General features: G+C 63.6%; 16 protein-coding genes and 2 pseudogenes. 14 read left to right on the forward strand and 4 right to left on the reverse strand.

From position 1 onward, the window contains the following. Positions 1-578 precede the first annotated feature (578 nt). The gene (locus FJ973_RS13670) at positions 579-2,054 is read left to right on the forward strand and encodes a Do family serine endopeptidase (protein WP_140556221.1); all 1,476 of its coding nucleotides are present in this window, start codon (positions 579-581) and stop codon (positions 2,052-2,054) included. A 259-nt stretch (positions 2,055-2,313) separates the two neighbouring features. Continuing rightward, positions 2,314-2,439, forward strand: a pseudogene (locus tag FJ973_RS13675) (ionic transporter y4hA); the annotation flags it as partial. A gap of 8 nt (positions 2,440-2,447) precedes the next feature. Here the strand turns inward: FJ973_RS13675 and FJ973_RS13680 are convergent. Continuing rightward, on the reverse strand, positions 2,448-4,070 hold the full coding sequence (locus FJ973_RS13680) for an alpha/beta-hydrolase family protein (RefSeq protein ID WP_140556451.1): 1,623 nt from the start codon (positions 4,068-4,070) through the stop codon (positions 2,448-2,450). 324 nt (positions 4,071-4,394) lie between these two features. Here FJ973_RS13680 and FJ973_RS31760 point away from each other — a divergent pair. The 3 genes and pseudogenes from FJ973_RS31760 to FJ973_RS13690 all read left to right on the forward strand — a co-directional run. Next, positions 4,395-4,556: pseudogene (locus FJ973_RS31760) on the forward strand (sugar ABC transporter ATP-binding protein); the annotation flags it as partial. Between the two features lie 90 nt (positions 4,557-4,646). Then, on the forward strand, positions 4,647-5,189 hold the full coding sequence (locus FJ973_RS13685; RefSeq protein ID WP_281406010.1) for a TOBE domain-containing protein: 543 nt from the start codon (positions 4,647-4,649) through the stop codon (positions 5,187-5,189). A 309-nt stretch (positions 5,190-5,498) separates the two neighbouring features. Continuing rightward, complete coding sequence (locus tag FJ973_RS13690) at positions 5,499-5,705, forward strand: DUF6494 family protein (protein ID WP_140499366.1); 207 nt, start codon at positions 5,499-5,501, stop codon at positions 5,703-5,705. 27 nt (positions 5,706-5,732) lie between these two features. On the opposite strand, the gene FJ973_RS13695 is transcribed toward FJ973_RS13690, so the two are convergent. Next, complete coding sequence (locus FJ973_RS13695; RefSeq protein ID WP_140556223.1) at positions 5,733-6,608, reverse strand: helix-turn-helix transcriptional regulator; 876 nt, start codon at positions 6,606-6,608, stop codon at positions 5,733-5,735. Between the two features lie 95 nt (positions 6,609-6,703). Between FJ973_RS13695 and FJ973_RS13700 the strand changes: the two genes are divergently transcribed. The 5 genes from FJ973_RS13700 (at position 6,704) to FJ973_RS13720 (ending at position 12,103) form a co-directional block, all read left to right on the forward strand. Then, complete coding sequence (locus tag FJ973_RS13700; RefSeq protein ID WP_140556225.1) at positions 6,704-7,396, forward strand: ABC transporter permease; 693 nt, start codon at positions 6,704-6,706, stop codon at positions 7,394-7,396. Positions 7,397-7,398: 2 nt separating this feature from the next. Continuing rightward, complete coding sequence (locus FJ973_RS13705) at positions 7,399-8,121, forward strand: ATP-binding cassette domain-containing protein (RefSeq protein WP_140517407.1); 723 nt, start codon at positions 7,399-7,401, stop codon at positions 8,119-8,121. 62 nt (positions 8,122-8,183) lie between these two features. After that, the gene (locus FJ973_RS13710; protein WP_224519050.1) at positions 8,184-8,969 is read left to right on the forward strand and encodes an extracellular solute-binding protein; all 786 of its coding nucleotides are present in this window, start codon (positions 8,184-8,186) and stop codon (positions 8,967-8,969) included. Between the two features lie 6 nt (positions 8,970-8,975). Continuing rightward, the gene (locus FJ973_RS13715; protein WP_348641798.1) at positions 8,976-10,139 is read left to right on the forward strand and encodes a molybdopterin-binding protein; all 1,164 of its coding nucleotides are present in this window, start codon (positions 8,976-8,978) and stop codon (positions 10,137-10,139) included. A 14-nt stretch (positions 10,140-10,153) separates the two neighbouring features. Beyond that, positions 10,154-12,103, forward strand: coding sequence for a molybdopterin biosynthesis protein (locus FJ973_RS13720; protein ID WP_140556227.1), 1,950 nt, complete (start codon positions 10,154-10,156; stop codon positions 12,101-12,103). Here the strand turns inward: FJ973_RS13720 and mobA are convergent. Both mobA and FJ973_RS13730 read right to left on the reverse strand, forming a co-directional pair. Next, positions 12,087-12,728: a molybdenum cofactor guanylyltransferase MobA gene (mobA, locus tag FJ973_RS13725; RefSeq protein ID WP_181168609.1), complete on the reverse strand. Its 642-nt coding sequence runs from the start codon at positions 12,726-12,728 to the stop codon at positions 12,087-12,089. The two genes, FJ973_RS13720 and mobA, sit on opposite strands and share 17 nt — an antisense overlap. Then, complete coding sequence (locus tag FJ973_RS13730) at positions 12,718-13,602, reverse strand: formate dehydrogenase accessory sulfurtransferase FdhD (protein ID WP_140556454.1); 885 nt, start codon at positions 13,600-13,602, stop codon at positions 12,718-12,720. Before FJ973_RS13730 ends, mobA begins: the two co-directional genes overlap by 11 nt. 150 nt (positions 13,603-13,752) lie before the next feature. Between FJ973_RS13730 and glp the strand changes: the two genes are divergently transcribed. From glp to fdhF, 4 genes are all read left to right on the forward strand, one after another. After that, positions 13,753-15,009: a gephyrin-like molybdotransferase Glp gene (gene glp / locus FJ973_RS13735; RefSeq protein WP_140556228.1), complete on the forward strand. Its 1,257-nt coding sequence runs from the start codon at positions 13,753-13,755 to the stop codon at positions 15,007-15,009. Between the two features lie 85 nt (positions 15,010-15,094). Then, entirely contained in the window at positions 15,095-15,337 is a 243-nt protein-coding gene (locus FJ973_RS13740) for a sulfurtransferase TusA family protein (protein ID WP_140517500.1), read from the forward strand. A 149-nt stretch (positions 15,338-15,486) separates the two neighbouring features. Beyond that, positions 15,487-17,160, forward strand: coding sequence for an NAD(P)H-dependent oxidoreductase subunit E (locus FJ973_RS13745; RefSeq protein WP_140556230.1), 1,674 nt, complete (start codon positions 15,487-15,489; stop codon positions 17,158-17,160). Beyond that, positions 17,160-19,952, forward strand: a complete 2,793-nt coding sequence (gene fdhF, locus FJ973_RS13750; RefSeq protein ID WP_140556232.1) for a formate dehydrogenase subunit alpha — start codon at positions 17,160-17,162, stop codon at positions 19,950-19,952. The genes FJ973_RS13745 and fdhF overlap by 1 nt, the downstream gene beginning before the upstream one ends. Positions 19,953-20,011: the final 59 nt, after the last annotated feature.

The following is a 20,011-nucleotide window of genomic DNA, read 5'->3' on the forward strand; positions in this document are numbered from 1 at the left end:
GTGGCGATGCGGGACGGAGGGCCAGTGGTATGGTAGCGGTGCGCCGGTCTTTAGCGAGCTAGCGACAGACCCTCTCGACGCCTCGCTTGGACGATAATCACCTCCTGGGGAGGCTCTCACCCTGCTGAAAATCACCGCCCGGAGCGGCCTCTTGGCGTCCCGGCGACAAAGGCGCGCCCAATGCCATGCGCGCTACCTTCAAATGGCCTGCCATGCAATCAACACATAGAGAACTCGCGATGAAATTCGATCTGAAATCGCCGCCCGGCAAGCCCCGGCCCAATGTCGCGTAAACTCCGAATAAATCGGAAGGCACATTCACTTTTTCTAGTGTCGATTTAGATTGTCGTGACATCGCAAATCCACCGAATTCGATGTCACAGAATTGAATAATAATCGAACGTGCAAGTTACAAATTTGCAATATTAGTGAAAATAACTATACATATCGTCTTTATAAATACTATGGAATGAAAATGACAAAACTTTCATGATATGGCAATGATGCCGTAATGTAGGTTCTTCTAACCATCCTGGCCAAGGATGCTCAGTGCATCTCACTCAAAAGGATGGAACCCCATGAATATTGTCCCCAATTCGTATTCCGGAACTCGTCGGCGCCTGGCGGCGGCTGTAGTGTCGCTGAGCGCTGTAGGCGCTGTAGGCGTCGGAGCTGTTGTTTCCGGCACTGCCCCCGTGCTGGCCGACGCGGTGCATGTCCAGGCGCCGCAGATGCCGAGCTTCGCCGATGTCGTCGAGCAGGTTTCGCCGGCGGTCGTCAGCGTCAAGGTCAAGTCCACGGTCCAGCCGGTCGCCGACGACGGTTCCGACGATCAGGATGGTTTCGAGAACCTGCCCGACAACCGGCAGCAGGGCGGCTTCAAACATGGTGACGGCAAGCCGCGCCCGGTGGCACAGGGTTCAGGCTTCTTCATCTCGGAGGACGGATATCTCGTCACCAACAATCACGTCGTCTCGGAAGGCTCGTCCTTCACCATCGTCACCAGTGACGGTAAGGAACTCGACGCCAAGCTGGTCGGCACCGATCCGCGGACGGACCTGGCTGTGCTGAAGGTCGATGGCGGCGGCAAGTTCACCTATGTCGACTTCGCCGACGACTCCAAGATCCGCATCGGTGATTGGGTGGTGGCAGTCGGCAACCCGTTCGGCCTCGGCGGCACCGTCACTTCCGGCATTGTATCCGCTCGGGGCCGCGATATCGGCGCCGGCCCCTATGACGACTTCATCCAGATCGATGCTCCGGTCAATCATGGCAATTCGGGGGGCCCGACTTTCAATCTCAATGGCCAGGTGATCGGTATCAACACAGCCATCTTCTCGCCGTCGGGCGGCAGTGTCGGCATTGGTTTCGACATCCCGGCCTCGACCGCCAAGCAGGTCGTGGAAGACCTGATGAAGGAAGGCTCCATCAAGCGAGGTTGGCTCGGCGTCCAGATCCAGCCGGTCACCGCTGAAATTGCTGAATCCCTTGGTCTGAAATCCGACAAGGGCACACTGGTCTCGAACGCCCAGGACGCTGGTCCCAGCAACAAGGCAGGCATTGCCGCCGGTGACGTCATCACCCAGGTCGACGGCAAGGATGTCGATTCGCCCAAAGACCTCGCCCGCACGATCGGCGCCTATGCGCCGGGCAAGTCGGTCGATCTTACCGTATTGCGTAATGGCAAAAGCCAGACGATCAAGGTCGATCTCGGCACACTGCCGTCCAGCGACAAACAGGCCTCCGGCGATGACGGCAAGCAGGTCGCGCCTGCCAAGGCCGACGCATTGGCCGATCTTGGCCTGACCATCGCCAAGTCAGACGATGGCAAAGGACTGGTCGTCACCGATGTGGATCCCAATAGCGATGCGGCCGATCGTGGCATCCAGCCGGGCGATGTCATCACCGCCGTCAGTTCGACCAAGGTGAACACCACTGATGACGTCTCCAAGGCCATGGCCGATGCAGCCAAGGCTGGCCGCAAGGCCGTACTGATGCAGATCACCCGCGACGACTCGAGCCGGTTCGTCGCGCTGCCCGTGGGCAAGGCCTGACAGAAGGCGGCCTGGAGCCTGTTGGTTTCAGGGCGCCCGCCCCAAATGCTGCCGCCGCGATAGCCGCGAACATCCAGCAATTTCCCGCGGCGATGTCTGCCGCCAAGCCGCTGCGGGAACAAGGAGCCGAGCACGTCAGTCCGTCGTCGTGCCTCGCTCCTGGCGGCAGCGGGCTCCCTACGCCCGCTGCCGTTTTCCGCCATTTACGTCAGTGGCAAATCGACTGCATCATGAGCCTGAACGGATGTCGGGGCTCGCGGTGTTTCTTCTGCTCACCATGTTCGTCAGCACGCCCACGCTCGGCACGGGCCGCACGACGAGACTCCAGGGAGTGGTCCATCTCGGCATATTCGCCATGTTCCTGCTGATTTCGGCCGTGCCCTGAAGCCCCAGCTAGCCGCCTCTGTCGGCCTGTGCTGCAACCTTGCTGGCAAGATGGGTTTTGAGGGCGGCGAGGTCCTGTCGCGACCAGTCCTTCACGCCCAACACCGCACTCCAGGCTTCCACATAGTCCTGCGGCGCGTAGACATGGCCGTAGCCGATCGGCGTGGTTGTCGCCACGGCCATATCGAGACCGAGCTGCAGCATGGTCACCACCGGGTACCAGCTCAGTTGCGGCGAGACGTCCGGCCCGCGCGGCGCCTTCATCCAATCCGGCTGCCGGTAGGCGTCGCGATAATCGAAGAATACGATCGGGTCGCTGGCATATTGCAGGTAGACGATCCTCAGCGGGCCCCAGGGCGTGTCGGGCGCCACCGCCGGGCCGCTTTGGTTCATGAACCGGACCAGGCTGCTATTGCGGAAGATCGGCAGCCACTGCGGCGAGCCGTTGTTGCGCGTATCGCTCACCGAGCGCCAGATGCGGCTTTCGAAGGGCGGGCCGCTCCAGAGTGCGCCGCTGATCGGGTCGCCGAAGATCTCGAACAGCCCGGCCGATCTTTCGGAGTTCATGGCGCCAAGGCTGAGCCCGTGCAGGTAAAGCCTCGGCCGCCACTGCTTCGGCAGGGTGGTCCAGTAGCCGTAGATTTCGAGGAACAGCGCCCGGGCCGTCTCGGCGCCGTATTCCGGCTGCGCCAGCAGCGACAGCGGACTGCTCAGATAGGAATATTGCGCGGCGACGCTGGCGACATCGCCGCGGCACAGATATTCGAGCGCATCCATCGAGGCCGGATCGATCCATCCGGTGCCGGTCGGCGTGATGACCACAAGCGTGGATTTGCTGAAGCCGCCCGCCCGCTTCAGCTCCTCCAGCGCGAGTTTCGCGCGGGGCTGCGCACTGTCCGCCGCTCCCAGTCCGACATAGACCCGGACCGGCTGTTGCGCCGGCCGGCCGGTGAAGGTCCCTATCTCGGCGGCGGCGGGACCGTCCGCGATGAACTCGCGGCCGGCGCGGCCGAGCTCGTCCCACCTGACCAGCGAGGCGGGGCTTCCGGTCCTGGAGGGTTCGCTCGGCTGCTGGCGCTCCGGTTCCATGAGTGCGTCGAACTTGGCGAACGAGGAATCGAGCGCGCCGAAGATCGCGCGGATCGCAACGTCGCTCACCAGCAACCAGATGAGCAGCACGGCGACAGCGGCGCCGGCGACATTCGCCAGGCGCCGGGGTATGTAGCGTCTCAGTGCCCCGGCGATGGCGCGCACCAGCCAAGCGACAAGGCGCGCCAGCGCGAGCACGACGATGAAGGTGCAAATGGCCAGGGCGCAGACATTGAGGGGATGAGCGCCATCGACAGCCGGCATGCCCATCACCGCGCGGATGGAGTTCTGCCACGCGCCGGATCGCCACAGTGCCACAACGGCAAGGCCGAGGCACGGGACCAGGATAATCGCCTTGGACAGCAAACGCGGCCGTGGCGGCAGTTCCGGAATCTCGAGATATTTCCACAGCCACCGCAAGGCGACGCCAAGGCTGTAGCCGATGGCGAAGCACGCGCCCGCCAGTACGCCTTGCGTCAGGTCGGTGCGGGGAACGAGCGTCGGCGTCAGGGCGGCCGCGAAGAACAGCATGCCGAGGGCCATGCCGACACCGGAGAGCGATCGCCAGATACTAAGGAAACGAGTAGTTGTCACTTGGGTGTTACGCCTCGAGTTGGACCGCAGGATAACGTTGGCCTATGGTTTTTATATCTTCGGAGTCGCGCGTCCGCTATTGGCCTCCTAACCAGTCGGGCTCATGCCCTGGGTCAACATGCATCGAGCCCATTGCGGGATAAGACAGAGATACCACGCGCATTAAAAACTAGTGCTCCTCCCGGTCCCTAGGTTCTCCAGACCGTACCAGAGAATATGAAAGAAACGGGTTGCCGAACCGTCCGCTAATTTGTTGACTTCCTCTAGAAAACGTTGACCCTCCGGGGCCACCATTGTCGTTGCTTCGCGCTTCGACTGGCGAAGGTCCCTAGGGAAGAGATTGTCTCGAGGGTCAAGGCGGCGGCCGAAATCCTTGGCCTGCAGGATCTGCTTGGCCGCATGCCGCGGCAATTGTCCGGCGGCCAGCGCCAACGTGTCGCCATGGGCCGCGCCATCGTACGCGATCCAGCCGCTTTCCTGTTTGATGAGCCGCTCAGCAACCTCGATGCCAAGTTGCGTGTCAAGATGCGCGCCGAAATCAAGAAGCTTCACCAACGGCTCGGCCGAACAAGCATCTATGTCACGCATGACCAGACCGAGGCGATGACGCTCGCCGACCGCATCGTGGTGTTGAACAAAGGCCGGATCGAACAGATCGGCCGCCCCTCCGAGCTCTACGAGAACCCAGTCAATCTGTTCGTCGCAAGCTTTATCGGCTCGCCGGAAATGAACCTGATCGAGGGCCGCATCGACAACGGCGCATTCGTCGCCGATCAGGGCTTGCGCTTACCCTTGCCGGCGGATGCTCGGATGGGCGACAAGGATGGGGTAGTTTATGGGATTCGTCCGCAGCACATTTCGGTTGGTGGCGACCACTCTCAGGCGAGGGTGCAAGTGGTCGAGCCGACCGGTGAGGCCCAGGAGCTTACATTAAGTGCAGGTGGAGTCGACCTCGTGGCCGAGGTACGGGATCAGCCGCCCTTCAAACTTGATCAAGAGGTTGGGTTGGAGATCATGGTATCCAAGGTGCATCTGTTCGATGCTCGTAGTGGCACCAGGATTGCTTAGGGCGCGCTGACGGGCGAAAAACGGCCTATCCCATCATGCCCTTCATCAGTTGCCACTTGCTGCGAAACCACCGGTGATCGCCGTTTACCCATCGGCCGTCACGGCAATCGCCCGCGGCGCTCCGGCATGACCAGGGATCTCGGCACCACGCGTTGTTACGCCACAGAGGAACGGACCGCGTCAGACATAGTGCGGGCGTCGTCCTCGTTGCACCCCGGGCCATTCCGTGCTCCGTTAGCGCAGCGCCGCCGTTGCGGGCACCAAGCTTGCGGGGCCGGCCATATCGTCCACACCGTTCGAGGCAATCATATGACCCAGAATATGGAAACCGATCCCTTCAACGTCTCCATGCGCAAGTTCCTGAAGCAGGTCGGCGTGACTTCGCAGCAGGCAATCGAGAAAGCCGTGGCGGAGAAGGGCCTGAAAGGACAGGGCCGACTGACCGTGAGGGCCGTCATCACCTCGGAGCCGGCAGGCTTGCGCCATGTCGTCGAGGGCGAGATCGATCTTGGATGAGAGCTGCGGCTTGATCGGGGTCGGCTGCTATTTGAAGAACCGTATCTGCCCGGCCGGCGATGGATCGTATCCGCCAAGCTCGGCGGCGCGGCTGGCGAAGATTTCCTGCCCTAGCAAACGCAGGAGCGCCTGGATCGGTTGCTGGAAGTAGGTCCGCTGCCGCATCAGGAGATCGAAGCTTTCCCAGGCCAATGGAACGAAATCGAGGCCAGCGGCGCGGGCGGCCGCGCGCGTGGCAATTCCGCAATCGGCCCTACCAATGCGCACGGCAGCCGCGAGATCGGGTCCGGTCAGGCAGGGCGGCTCCAATCGGTTGACGTCGTCCTGTTTCGCGCCGGAGTCCGCCAGCAATTGCGTGAGCAGCATGTCCGCGCCTGCGCCGCGTTGACGAACCGCGATGCGTGCGCCGGTCGCAAGTACGTCGGTCAGGTTGTTGAGCGATTTTGGATTGCCTGGCGCGAGCAGCAGGCCTTGCTCGCGGCGGGCGAATCCGACCAGCACCGCATCATAAAGCCGCGGCCTGGTCGCAATCGCGGCGACATTCGGGTCCGGGTCGTGGCAGTGGAAATGGATCGCGGCGACGGACACCTCGCCGCGTAGCAGGCGTGTCACGCCGGCTTCCGTGCCTTCCGTCAGAAAGGCCAGGCCGGAGCCTGACTGGCGGAGAGCCCATTCGAGCAGGTCGTCCTGGCTGCCACCGACGATCGGCGGCGGCTCGGATTGGGTCATTCCTGCGGGCCGGACCAACCCCGACATGACCCAGCGGTCGAGTTCATGCCGTGGAAACAGCCACTTGCCCGCCACCTTGCTGCACGGGACACGCTCCTCCGCAATCAGCTCATAAAGCTTGCGCTCACCAATGCGCAGATAGTCGGCGGCTTCGGACGTCGTCAGCAAATCCATCCTGCATTGATATGCATATTCCTGTTCAGGTTCAAGGATTTGACAGTGACGGAGGAGTTGCAGGACATTGACACGGGACAGGACTGCGAGGAGCAATGTCGGAAGGGCTAAGCGCATGGCAACTGATCGCGAGCGGCGACGCCACGCTGTTTGCCATCGTGCGCCTGTCGCTCGCCGTGAGCCTTTCGGCTGTCGCGATCGCCATGATCGCCGGCCTTCCGCTGGGCGCAATTATCGCGCTGGCGCGCTTTCCCGGTCGTTCGGCGATCGTCGTGCTGCTGAACGGTTTCATGGGCCTGCCGCCGGTGGTGGTCGGGCTGACGGTCTATCTGCTGCTATCGCGATCCGGGCCGCTGGGTGAATTCGGCCTCTTGTTCACACCCGCCGCGATGGTCATCGCACAGGCGCTATTGGTGCTGCCCATCATTGCCGCGCTGACTCGCCAGACGGTCGAGGATCTGTGGCGCGAGTACCGTGAGGAACTGACTGCGATGCAGGTCGGGCCGGCGAGCCTGGTCGCCACGCTTTTGTGGGACGGCCGCTTCAGCCTCGTCACGGCTCTGCTCGCGGGTTTCGGCAGGGCGGCGGCCGAGGTCGGCACCGTGATGATCGTCGGCGGCAACATTGATGGCTTCACCCGCACCATGACGACGGCAATCGCACTTGAAACCTCGAAGGGAAATCTGCCGCTCGCCATGGGGCTCGGCCTGATGCTGATTTTCCTCATCTTGCTGATCAACGCCGCCGCCTGGGGCGTGCGAGTTTGGTCCGAGCAACGGGCTGGCTAGGGATGCGGGCTGCTCAGAGCGATCTTCCACTTGTCTTCGATGACGTGTCGCTGGTCGCCGGTGCGACGACCATCCTGGACCGGGTGAACCTGACAATCGGGCCGCGCGCGCCGACTCTGGTCGTCGGCCCGAACGGGTCGGGCAAAACCTCCCTGCTGCGGCTCTGCATGGGGCTTGTTGCACCTTCTGCTGGAACCCTGACTTGGGGGGGACGAACGTTTTCCCCGCCGACACGGCGTGCAATCCTGTTCCAGAAGCCGGTGATGCTGCGCCGCTCGACGGCCGCGAATGTCGCCTATGCACTGGCTCAAGCCGGCTGTCCGCGTCGGCTCCGGGCCCCGCGCGTGGAGGAACTGCTCGAGCGCGTCGGTCTTCTCGATCTCGCGGCACGTCCGGCACGGCATCTCTCCGGTGGCGAGCAGCAGCGGCTGGCCCTCGCCCGGGCCCTGGCGCGCCAGCCCGAAATCCTGCTGCTCGACGAGCCGACAGCCAGCCTCGATCCGGCGGCGACGCGTTTTGTCGAGCAGATCATCATCACGGCTGCCCAATCGGGCACGAAGATCATCATGGCGTCGCACCATCTCGGCCAAGTGCGCAGGATCGCGGCAGACGTCGTCTTTCTGCTCCGGGGGCGCGTTTGCGAGCATGCCGACGCCGACGACTTCCTTGACCGCCCCGCGACCCCGCAAGCCGCTGCCTTCGTGCGCGGCGAGCTCGTGCTTTGATCAACTGGACCGAGATTGAGATGCTGACCCGCCGAATATTCTCTGCGCTTGTGGTGCTTCTGATGCTAGCAGGCGGCGCGCCTGCCCAGGACCAGTCGATCGTCGTGGCGTCGACGACCTCGACCCAGGATTCCGGCCTGTTCGATCACATCCTGCCGCTGTTCGAGAAGAAAACCGGCATCGGCGTGAAGATTGTCGCTCAGGGCACCGGTCAGGCGCTCGACACCGGTCGGCGTGGCGATGCCGACGTGGTCTTCGTCCATGCCAAGGCGCAGGAGGAGAAGTTCATCGAGGAAGGCTTCGGGGTGAAGCGCTTCGACGTGATGTACAACGACTTCGTCCTCGTTGGCCCCAAGAGCGACCCGGCGGGCGTCAGCGGGACCAAGGACATCGCAGCCGCGCTGATCGCCATCAAAGCCAAGAAGGCGGCCTTCGTGTCGCGTGGTGACAGGTCCGGCACCCATTCGGCCGAATTGGGTCTGTGGAAGACGGCCGGCATCGACATCGAGGCGGCCAGGGGCCCGTGGTACAAGGAGATCGGGCAGGGCATGGGGGCGGCGCTCAACGCCGCGGCAGCCATGAACGCCTATACGCTTTCCGATCGTGGCACCTGGCTGTCGTTCAAGAATCGTGGCGAGTTGGACATCGCCGTCGAGGGTGACAAGCGGCTGTTCAATCAGTACGGCGTGATGCTGGTGAATCCTCACAAGCATCCAAGCGTCAAAGTGGAGGCCGGCCAGCGCTTCATCGATTGGCTGATTTCTCCGGAAGGCCAGAAGGCGATCGGAGAGTACAAGATCGACGGCCAGCAGCTCTTCTTCCCGAACGCGCAGCGCGGGCGTTCCTGAAGCTGGTTGCAAACAGGCTCGCGTCTGCTTCAATATCGCGCCATGACGAGAACGTTTTCTTCGACGGGCCCGCTGACTCTCCTGGAAGCGGCGCTCGACGCGCTGCTCGATGGTGTAATGCCCGTCACCCCCCGCTTGGTGCCGCTTGAACAAGCCTTGGGCTATGTCGCTGCCGGGATGCCGCCTGTCGTGCCGGCTCAGCCTGTGCGAGATATCGCTGCCATTGACGGCTGGGCGTGTCGCGCCCTCGACCTCGTGGGGGCATCAGCCTATTCGCCCTTAGTTTTGCCGGTCGCGCCGATCTGGGTCGAGACGGGTGAGGCCATGCCTGAAGATCGCGACTGTGTGCTGCAGGCCGGCCTCGTCGATTGCAGTGGACCGATGATCCAAGCAGCAGCTGAAGCCGTGCCCGGTCATGGTGTGCGCCGGGCGGGCGAGGATTTGGCGGCGGCCCGCCCGCCAATGCTTGAGGGAAAGGCGATCGGCGTCGCCGACCTGCTGGTCGCCCGCAAAGTGGGGCTGAGCCAGCTTGCCATACGGAGCCCGCGCGTGCGCGTGATCGATGTCGCTGCCGACAGCCACGAGACATTCTCCATGCGGCTCGTGGTCGAGAGCCTGAGTGCCTCGGGCGTTTCGATCGTCGGTATAGAGACCGTAGAGCGCGACGCGGCATCGATCATTGTCGCTCTTGATGGCGAGGCCTGCGATTTTCTGCTCCTGATCGGCGGTACTGGTGACGGCCACGCCGACGTGACCGCCGAGGCTCTGGCGCGGCGCGGGGTGTTGATTGGGCACGGCATTGCCTTACGGCCCGGAGGGACAACGGCAATAGGCCGGCTCGGCAAGACACCGGTGGTCGCATTGGCCGGATCGCCGCACCAAGCCTTCGCCGGGTTCCTTGCGCTTGTCCAGCCAGTCCTGGACCGCCTGTCGGGCAGATCTGAACGGTCCGGCATCATTTTGCCGCTCTCGCGGAAAATCTCATCCGCGGTCGGACTTTACGAGCTCGTTCTGCTCGGGAAGGAACGGGAGATGTGGACGCCGCTCGCCGTCGGCGACTTTTCGCTGGACGCCATGCGGCTTGCCGACGCCTGGCTTGCGGTCCCGGGCGATAGCGAAGGGTATGCCGCCGGTACGCCCGTCTCCGCCTTTCCGCTCCGCAACTTTTGATCGAGTGAGCCGCTATGACGAATTCTCCATCATCGGCCCGGCAGAACAGCGGGCAGGAGCAGTTCCTGACGATATTGTCGCGCGAAGCTGCGCTGGCTCGCTTCGAGGCAGCGCTGTTTCCCCGCCCGTTGCCGACCGAGACGCGGACGCTGGCCGACGCGCTCGGGCTGGTTCTTGCCGAGGACGTGGCGGCACCGGTCGACGTGCCGCCCTTCGACCGCTCCAATGTCGATGGCTTCGCGGTACGTGCGGCCGATCTGGCTGCCGCCTCTGAAATCCGTCCCGTTCGGCTTGAGCTGAATGCGGAAGCGATTGCCTGCGGCACGGTTCCGCAACTCCCCGTTCTGACCGGAACCGCCACGCCCATCGCAACCGGCGGGCCGCTGCCGCGTGGCGCGGACGCCATCGTCATGGTGGAGCATACGCATCCGGTGGGGTTGAGTGCCATCGAGGTGGGGCGCGGCATCTCGCCCGGCCAGTTTGTCTCCAATGCAGGATCCGACATGGCGCGAGGAGAGGTCGTGCTGCGCACCGGAACGCAAATCGGCTCGCGCGAAATCGGCATGCTCGCCGCGTGCGGAATCGCACAAGTGGCCGTGGCGCGCAGGCCAAGCGTGGCTGTGCTCTCCACTGGCGATGAACTCGTTCAGCCAGGCGAGCCGCTGCGGGCGGCCGGCATCTATGATGCCAACGGGCCGATCATCGCTGCGGCTGTCACTGAAAATGGCGGCGAAGCGCATTTTCTCGGCGCCTTCCCGGACGACGAGGCAACGCTTGAGACGGCTATGCGCGAGGCGCTCGCCGCCCACGACGTAATGATCCTGTCGGGCGGCACGTCCAAAGGGGCAGGGGATGTCACGCATCGCATTATCGGCCGACTGGGCAAACCCGGCATCATCGCCCACGGCGTGGCGCTGAAGCCCGGAAAGCCGCTTTGCCTGGCGGTGTGCGGGGGCAAGCCGGTCATCGTCCTGCCGGGATTTCCGACCTCGGCCATGTTCACCTTCCATGACATGGTGGTACCCGCCCTGCGGCGCATGGCGGGGCTGCCGCCGCGCGTCGATGCTCAGATCACCGTAAGCCTTCCGTTGCGGGTTCCTTCAGAACTCGGACGGACCGAATTCGCGATGGTCTCCCTTGTGCAAGGGCAGGGAGGATTGACGGCCTATCCGACTGGTAAGGGCTCGGGAGCGATAACATCCTTTACCCAGGCGGATGGCTTCATCCGCATCGAGGCCCTGGCCGATCACGTGCCTGCCGGTGCCGACGTAGCGGTGACGCTGTTCACGCCGCGGGTCCGCGTTCCCGACCTCGTCGTCATCGGCAGTCATTGTGTCGGCCTCGATCTGGTCGTTGGCGAACTTTCGCGTCGCGGGATTTCGGTGCGCTCGCTGTCTGTGGGAAGCCTGGGCGGTCTTGCGGCGGCCAAGCGCGGCGAGTGCGATCTCGCTCCCATCCATCTCTTCGACCCGAAGACGCGGAACTACAACGCGCCCTTCCTCGGTGACGGTCTCGAACTCGTGCCAGGCTGGCGGCGCATGCAAGGTTTGGTGTTCCGCCGAGGGGACGAGCGCTTCGAGGGCCTCGGCGCGGAGGACGCGGTCCGTGCCGCGCTCGCCGACCCCGATTGCATGATGGTCAACCGCAACCAAGGCTCGGGAACGCGTATCCTGATCGACCAACTCCTCGGCGCGGAACGCCCGGACGGCTACTGGAACCAGCCGCGCACACACAATGCCGTGGCCGCGGCGGTAGCGCAGAAGCGCGCTGACTGGGGCGTCACCATCGCGCCGGTCGCGCGTGCGGCCGGGCTCGGTCTTATCCCGTTGACCGAAGAGCACTACGACTTCGCGCTGGTTTGCGCGCGAAAGGATCGGCCCGCGGTGCACGCGTTCCTCGAAGTCCTCCAGGCCGACGAGGTGCATTCGGCGCTGGAGCGCGCGGGGTTCAGCCGGCCGGGTTAGCGGCAAGCAACGCGGCCAGCCGCTCGGCTTCGGCGAGGTCATCGACTGTGTTGGCGTTGAAGAACGGGTCCACCGGCTCTACCGGCCAGGATACGGTGGCAAGGCCGTAGCGACTGGTCCACCGGTCGATCTTGCGCAGGCCCTCGTTGGTCAACGCATGCCGCAATTCGTCCCGCAGGGCGACTTTCCAGAGCCCGATGACCGGATGCGCCTGACCGCCGGACGCCGCCACCGCCAAATCCGCCCCCTCGGTCATGCGCGCCCGCTGGAGGCGTGCAACGAGGTCGCGCGGCAGGAAAGGACAATCACCGGCGGCGCTGACCACCCACTCGACGTCGGGCCTGTTGTCCGCCGTCCAATCGAGCGCGGCGAGCATGCCGGCGAGCGGCCCAGGATAATCCTCGATCGTGTCGGCAACGACTGGCAGGCCAAAACGGGCAAAGCGAACGGGGTCGCCATTGGCATTAAGCACGAGCCCGTCGCATTGAGGTCCTAGCCGTTCGATGACATGCTCGAGCATCGTGCGTCCGCCGATCACGCGCGTCGGCTTGTCCCCGCCGCCCATGCGCCGACCCAGACCGCCGGCGAGCACGACGCCCAGCGTCATGGGCCGCTCAGTCGTCATGCTCGGCACCCTTGCGGCGGTGGCGCGGCGCTTCCTCATCGACCGAAGCGATATCCTGGTCGAAGACGATCCGCTCCTGGCCCGAAAGTGCGGTGAAGCGCTTGCCGCGCGCCCGGCCGACCAGCGTCAGCCCCACTTGGCGGGCCAGCGCCACACCCCAGGCGGTGAAGCCGGAACGCGAAACCAGGATGGGAATGCCCATCCGAACCGTCTTGATCGTCATCTCGGAGGTCAGCCGCCCGGTCGTGTACATGATCTTGTCCCCCGGATCGATGGCGTGGCGGTACATCCAGCCGGCGATCTTGTCGACAGCGTTATGGCGGCCGACGTCTTCCATATAGCAGATTGGCGTGCCCTTCCTGCAAAGGACGCAGCCATGGATCGCGCCTGCCTCCAGATAGAGCGACGGCGTGGTGTTGATTTTGTGCGTCAGCTCGTAGAGCCAGGAGGTGCGAAGCTCAGCGGGCGGGAGCGTGATGTCCTCGATCGCCTCCAGCACGTCGCCAAAGGCAGTGCCTTGGGCGCAACCCGAAGTCTGCGTTCGCTTTCTGAGCTTCTGCTCGTAGTCGGTGTTGCGCTCGGTGCGAACGACCACGACCTGGAGGTCCTCGTCATACTCGACGTCCGTCACCACATCGGTGGGCAGAAGCATGTTCTGGTTCAGCAGATAGCCGAGCGCAAGATATTCAGGATAGTCGTTGACCGTCATCATCGTGACGATCTCCTGAGCGTTGAGATAGAGCGTCAGGGCACGTTCGATCGGTACGCGGACCTCTACCGCCGCGCCTGTATGGTCGATGCCCGCAACCAGCTCCGTCAGCCGTTGGTCTTGCGGATCGGGTGTGATGATAGCGTGTTCCGGTTGGCGTAGCATCAAAGGCATCGCAGTCTCCTGACGTCGTATTCTGGCTCGCGCCTGCGCTAGCTTGCCGTATCTTACAGGCTGTTCAACCGAAGCTGATTAAAAAAAGCCGGATTGATGCGATTACGAAGAAGCCGACACGCTCGTAGAGTGGGAATATAAATGGCGCAAATCTCGGATGACTGCTTCGCTTTCGGCGGACAGATGCGGCCCATCGACGAGACTGCCGCGCTGATCGCCTCGAAACTCAGCGCCGTAGAGGAGGTCGAGACGGTCCCGCTCTTGCTGGCGGATGGGCGCGTCCTGGCAAAAAAGATGGTGGCATCGCTGCCGCTGCCGCCCTTCACCAATTCCGCGGTCGACGGCTACGCCGTGCGAGGGGCAGACCTGCCGCAGACCGTCGAGACGGCGTTCGCCGTTGCCGGGAGGGTTCAGGCCGGCATGGCGGCGAATGAACCTGTGCGGCCGGGCCAGACGGTACGCATCTTCACTGGCGCTCCAATGCCCGACGGGGTCGACACGGTGTTCATGCAGGAAGACGTGAGCATCGACGGCTCCGGCAGGATCCTTCTCCCGCCCGGCCTGAAAAAGGGTGCCAATGTGCGCCCTGCGGGTGAAGATGTCGCATTGGGCGAGGCCGTCCTCCCGGCGGGCCATCGGATGCGGCCGCAAGATATCGCGCTCGCCGCCGCATTGGGGTTCACGGAACTCCAGGTTAGGCGCAGGATACGCGTCGCAGTGTTCTCGACCGGGGACGAAATCGTCGCGCCGGGAGACATGCGCGGACCGGCGCAGCTTTTCGACTCCAACCGTTTCATGCTGACGGCGATGCTCGCTCGACTCTGCTGCGACATCACCGATCTCGGTATCCTCGTGGATGACAGCAGACTGATCGCTGAAAAGCTGAGCGAAGCGGCATTAAGCCATGACCTGATCCTGACTTCGGGCGGTGTGTCGACGGGCGAGGCAGATTGCGTGAAGGCCGCCGTCGAGAGTGCCGGAACCCTGGTGTTCTGGCGCGTCGCGATCAAGCCGGGCCGGCCGGTCGCCATGGGGGTGATCGATGGAACCCCGCTGATCGGACTTCCTGGCAATCCGGTGGCGAGCTTCGTCACCTTCGCGCATATTGCCCGCCCGGCAATCCTCGCCCTTGCGGGAGCCCTCCAGCCACCGCCGACCCCGATCGCTATGCGGGCCGCCTTTTCCTATAGCAAAAAGCAGGGACGGCGGGAGTATGTGCGAGCAAGCGTACGCGCGGCCGCGGATGGATGCTACGAAGCGACGAAGTTTCCCAGGGAAGGCGCAGGACTGTTATCATCCCTGGTCGCGACCGACGGTCTCGTCGAGTTGGGAGAGGAGATAGTCCGTGTCGAGCCAGGTCACACGGTCCAGTTCCTCCCCTATTCCAGTCTTATGTGAGCGCCGTCGGATCGCGTCCTCGAAACGAGAGCCGCAACCCAGGCTCGATTGACGCGGCCAGGTCCCGTCGGGCATCATGCCGACCATGATAACCACGACGAAGTTGGATCTGACCGGGCTTAAGTGCCCTTTGCCAGCATTGAAGACTCGTAAGGCGCTGAAAGCCTTGAAGCCAGGCGAGCGGCTCGAGGTTCACTGCACGGACCCGCTGGCGGTCATCGATATCCCCAATCTGCTCAACGAGATGGGCGAGCGACTTGAAGCGACGGAACGCGACGGCGATCGCGTCGTGTTCATGATCGAAAAGACGCAGCCCGCGACGATGTGACGAGTTGCACCCCGTCGGCGGCGGCCCCAAGATTTGCGAGGCAATGCTTGCGCTGGTCGTGCAGGGGACATGTCGTGCCTCATAGTCGACATCCTGGTCCGCGGGGTATCGTTAAGAGGTAAGGGCGTTTCACTCGGGGAGGTGAGCACATGACGATCCAGGAACGACGGCCGCGTGATCGCGGACCAAAGGGCAGGCCGCTGGATGACGCCGCGCTCGCCGAGGTCCAGGCGCTCCTGGGCGCGCGCCAGCGACGGCGCGACTTGCTGATCGAATTCCTTCATCTGATCCAGGACCGATATGGCTGCCTGTCGGCGCGGCATTTGCGGGCGCTGGCGCAAGATATGCGCTTGTCGCAGGCCGAGGTCTACGAGGTGGCGACCTTCTACGACCATTTCGACGTTGTGAAGGAAGGCGAGACGCCGCCGGCGCCGTTGACAATCCGCGTGTGCGATTCAGTGAGTTGCATGCTGGCGGGCGCCGACACGCTCCTGGCTGAATTGCAAGCGGGCGCCGATCCAGCGGCGATCAGGGTCATGCGCGCGCCCTGCATGGGCCGTTGCGCTGGCGCGCCTGCCGCGCGTATCGGTGATCGCGAGGTCGACCAGGCAACCGCCGAGGGCCTGAGGCGCATGGCCGCGGCAGCGGAGACCGGTGTGAACGTGCCCGATTATGTCGGGCTGGAGGCGTATCGGCAGGCGGGCGGCTACCAGCTTTTGCAGCGGGTACGGATTGGGGCGCTGACCACGGACGAGCTCATCGCCACCGTGGGCGATGCGGGCTTGAGGGGTCTGGGCGGTGCGGGTTTTCCCGCTGGCAAGAAGTGGCAGTTCGTGCGCTCCTATCCGGGCCCGCGTCTGATGTCGATCAATGGCGACGAGGGTGAGCCCGGCACCTTCAAGGACCGCATCTATCTCGAGCGAGATCCGCACCGTGCCTTTGAGGGTGCATTGATCGCGGCGCACGCCGTCGAGGCGGAACGGATCTATCTTTACATGCGTGACGAATACCCTGCGGTGCTCGCCATTCTTCGTCAGGAGATCGCCGCGCTCGAGGCCACCGGCATCGTCAAGCCGGGCTTCATCGAGCTCCGCCGCGGCGCTGGCGCGTATATCTGCGGCGAGGAGAGTGCGATGCTGGAAAGCATCGAGGGCAAGCGCGGCATGCCGCGCCACCGCCCCCCCTACATCGCCGAGGTCGGCCTGTTCGGACGACCGACCCTCAACCATAATGTCGAGACGCTCTGGTGGATCCGCGACATCGTCGAAAAGGGCGCGCAATGGTTCGCTGCGCAGGGCAGGCCCGGCCACCCCGGCATCCGCTCATGGTCCGTATCCGGCCGGGTGAAAAATCCCGGCGTCAAGCTGGCGCCGGCCGGCGTCACGGTGCGCGAATTGATCGACGACTATTGCGGCGGCATGGCGGACGGTCATGAGTTCAAGGCCTATTTGCCGGGCGGCGCCTCAGGCGGCATCCTGCCAGCAGCACTGGGGGACATTCCGCTCGATTTCGGCGGCGATCTGGCCAAGCAGGGCGCCTTCGTCGGCTCCCATGCTATAGTCGTGTTCTCGCAGGCCGACAATATAAAGCAGGTCACGCTCAACCTCATGAAATTCTTCAAACATGAGAGCTGCGGGAAGTGCACGCCTTGTCGCGAGGGAACCGAAAAGTTGGTGGCCATCTTGCAGGAACAGGGCCCGATGCCGGAAGACAAGATTCGCGACCTCGAAGCGGTGATGCGCGATTCGTCGATCTGCGGCCTGGGCCAGGCGGCGCCCAACCCGATCAATCATCTGCTGACGCATTTCCGGAGTGACCTCTGATGGCCGAGAGCGTGGTATTCACCCTCGATGGGCAAACCGTGAGCGCCGCCCCCGGCGAGACTATCTGGGATATCGCCAAGCGCCAGGGAACAAAGATTCCGCATCTGTGCCATGTCGACATGCCGGGCTATCGTCCCGACGGCAATTGCCGCGCCTGCATGGTCGACATCGAAGGCGAGCGCGTGCTGGCTGCCTCCTGCGTTCGCCAGCCTTCCGCCGGCATGGTCGTGAAAACCGATACCGAACGCGCCCGCAAATCGCGCGAGATGGTATTCGAGCTCCTCGCAAGCAACATGCGACCGGCGAGCGACGGTCCAGACAACCAGTCGGCATTCTGGCAATGGGCCGGTTCGATGGGGATTTCGGGCAGCCGATACCGTTCCAAGTTCACCGAGGAGGGGCTAGCGCCAGAATTCGACATCACCAATCCGGCGATTGCCGTCAATCTCGACGCGTGCATCACCTGCGGCGCTTGCGTGCGCGCCTGCCGCGAGGTGCAGGTCAACGACGTGATCGGCATGGCCGAGCGCGGCAATCACTCGATTCCTGTCTTCGATATGCACGATCCGATGGGCCTGTCGACCTGCGTCACCTGTGGCGAATGCGTCCAGGCTTGCCCTACTGGTGCGCTCTACGAGAAATCGCTGATGGACGAGACCGGCAAGACGCGTGTCGTCCAGGCGTTCGACAAGGTCGTCGATACGGTTTGCCCGTTTTGCGGCGTTGGCTGCCAGACGCAGGTCGCTGTCAAGGACAATAAAATCGTCCAGGTTGACGGCCGTAACGGTCCGGCGAACGAGAACCGGCTCTGCGTCAAGGGGCGCTTTGGCTTCGACTATGTGATGTCGCCCGAACGGCTGACGAAGCCGCTGATCCGTCGCGACGACGCGCCGAAGGCCGGCGACATTGATCTGCGCAGTGTCGACCCGCTGACAGTGTTCCGCGAGGCCAGCTGGGAAGAGGCGCTGGAGCGCGCTGCCAGCGGGCTGAAACGCATCCGCGACCAGCATGGTGGCAAGGCGCTGGCTGGCTTCGGCTCGGCAAAGGGGTCGAATGAGGAGGCCTATCTCTTCCAGAAATTCGTCCGGCAGGGTTTCGGCACCAACAATATCGACCACTGCACCCGGCTCTGCCACGCCTCTTCCGTGGCCGCTCTGATGGAGGGCGTCGGCTCTGGCGCGGTCTCGGCGCCTTTCATGGACGCCATGAAGGCCGAATGCGTGATCATCATCGGGGCGCGGCCGGCGACAAACCATCCAGTGGCCGCCACCTATTTCAAGCAAGCGGCAAAGCGCGGCACCAAGCTGATCGTGATGGATCCGCGCGGCCAGGAACTGATGCGCCACGCCAGCTATGCGCTGCGCTTCAAGCCGGGCAGCGACGTGGCGATGCTCAACGCGCTGCTGCACGTCATCATAGAAGAGAGGCTCTATGACGAGCAGTACATCCAGGCCAATGTCTCCGGCTTCGAGGCATTGAAGGCCAAGGTGAAGGATTTTTCGCCCGAGGCGATGGCTCCCGTCTGCGGCATCGAGGCCGGTGTACTGCGCGAGGTGGCGCGCACCTATGCCAAGGCGGAGCGCTCGATGATTTTTTGGGGCATGGGCATTTCGCAGCACACCCACGGCACGGACAATTCGCGCTGCCTGATCGCGCTGGCGCTGATCACGGGGCATGTCGGGCGCGCCGGCACAGGCCTGCATCCGCTGCGCGGCCAGAACAATGTCCAGGGCGCCTCGGACGCGGGCCTCATCCCGATGTATTTCCCCGACTACAAATCGGTGGAGAATGCCGATATCCGCGGCCAGTACGAGAATTTCTGGGGCCAGACGCTCGACCCCAAACGCGGCTTGACCGTCGTCGAGATCGTCGACGCGATCCATGACGGCGAGATCCGGGGCATGTACATCATGGGCGAGAACCCGGCCATGTCCGATCCGGACCAGAGCCATGCGCGCGCCGCACTCGCCAAGCTAGAGCATCTGGTTGTTCAGGACATCTTCCTGACCGAAACAGCGTGGCATGCCGACGTGGTGCTCCCTGCCTCCGCGCATGCTGAGAAGCTCGGCACTTACACCAATACCAATCGGCAGGTGCAGATCGGCCGGCCGGCCGTCAACCTGCCGGGCGAGGCGCGGCAGGATCTCGATCTCATCATCGAGCTTGCCAGACGCATGGGGCTGGACTGGAACTACGGGCACGTTTCGGACGTCTTCGGCGAAATGGCGCAAGTAATGCCGTCGCTGAAGCACATTTCCTGGGAGCGCATCGAACGCGAGGAGTCCGTCGTCTATCCTGCCGATGGTCCTGATGTTCCTGGCAACGAGATCGTCTTCACCACCGGGTTTCCGACCGCGGATGGCCGCGGGCGCATCGTGCCCGCCGACCTCCTGCCTCCCGACGAGGTGCCCGACGACGAATATCCTCTGGTGCTAACCACCGGGCGCCTGCTGGAGCACTGGCACACGGGCGCCATGACACGCCGCGCCGGGGTGCTCAACGCGATCGAGCCCTACGGCATTGCTGCAATGAATCCCTACGAGATCAAGCGCCGCGGCCTGGCGCAGGGAGACGTGATCAACGTGGAGACGCGGCGCGGCATTGTCGAAGCCATTCTGCGGGCCGATCGAGAGGTCGCCGATGGCATGGTGTTCATGCCGTTCTGCTTTAATGAGAGCCCGGCCAACATGCTTACCAATCCTATGCTCGATCCTTACGGCAAGATCCCCGAGTTCAAATATTGTGCCGCGCGGATCGTGGCGGCATCGAGATCGGTCGAAGCTGCCGAATGACGTTTGGAACCTGCCCGCGGAGGTAGTGTTGGGAGACGGCTGACTTGAGGAAGTCCATT

This window comes from Mesorhizobium sp. B2-1-3 (assembly GCF_006442495.1).
Lineage (GTDB): Bacteria > Pseudomonadota > Alphaproteobacteria > Rhizobiales > Rhizobiaceae > Mesorhizobium.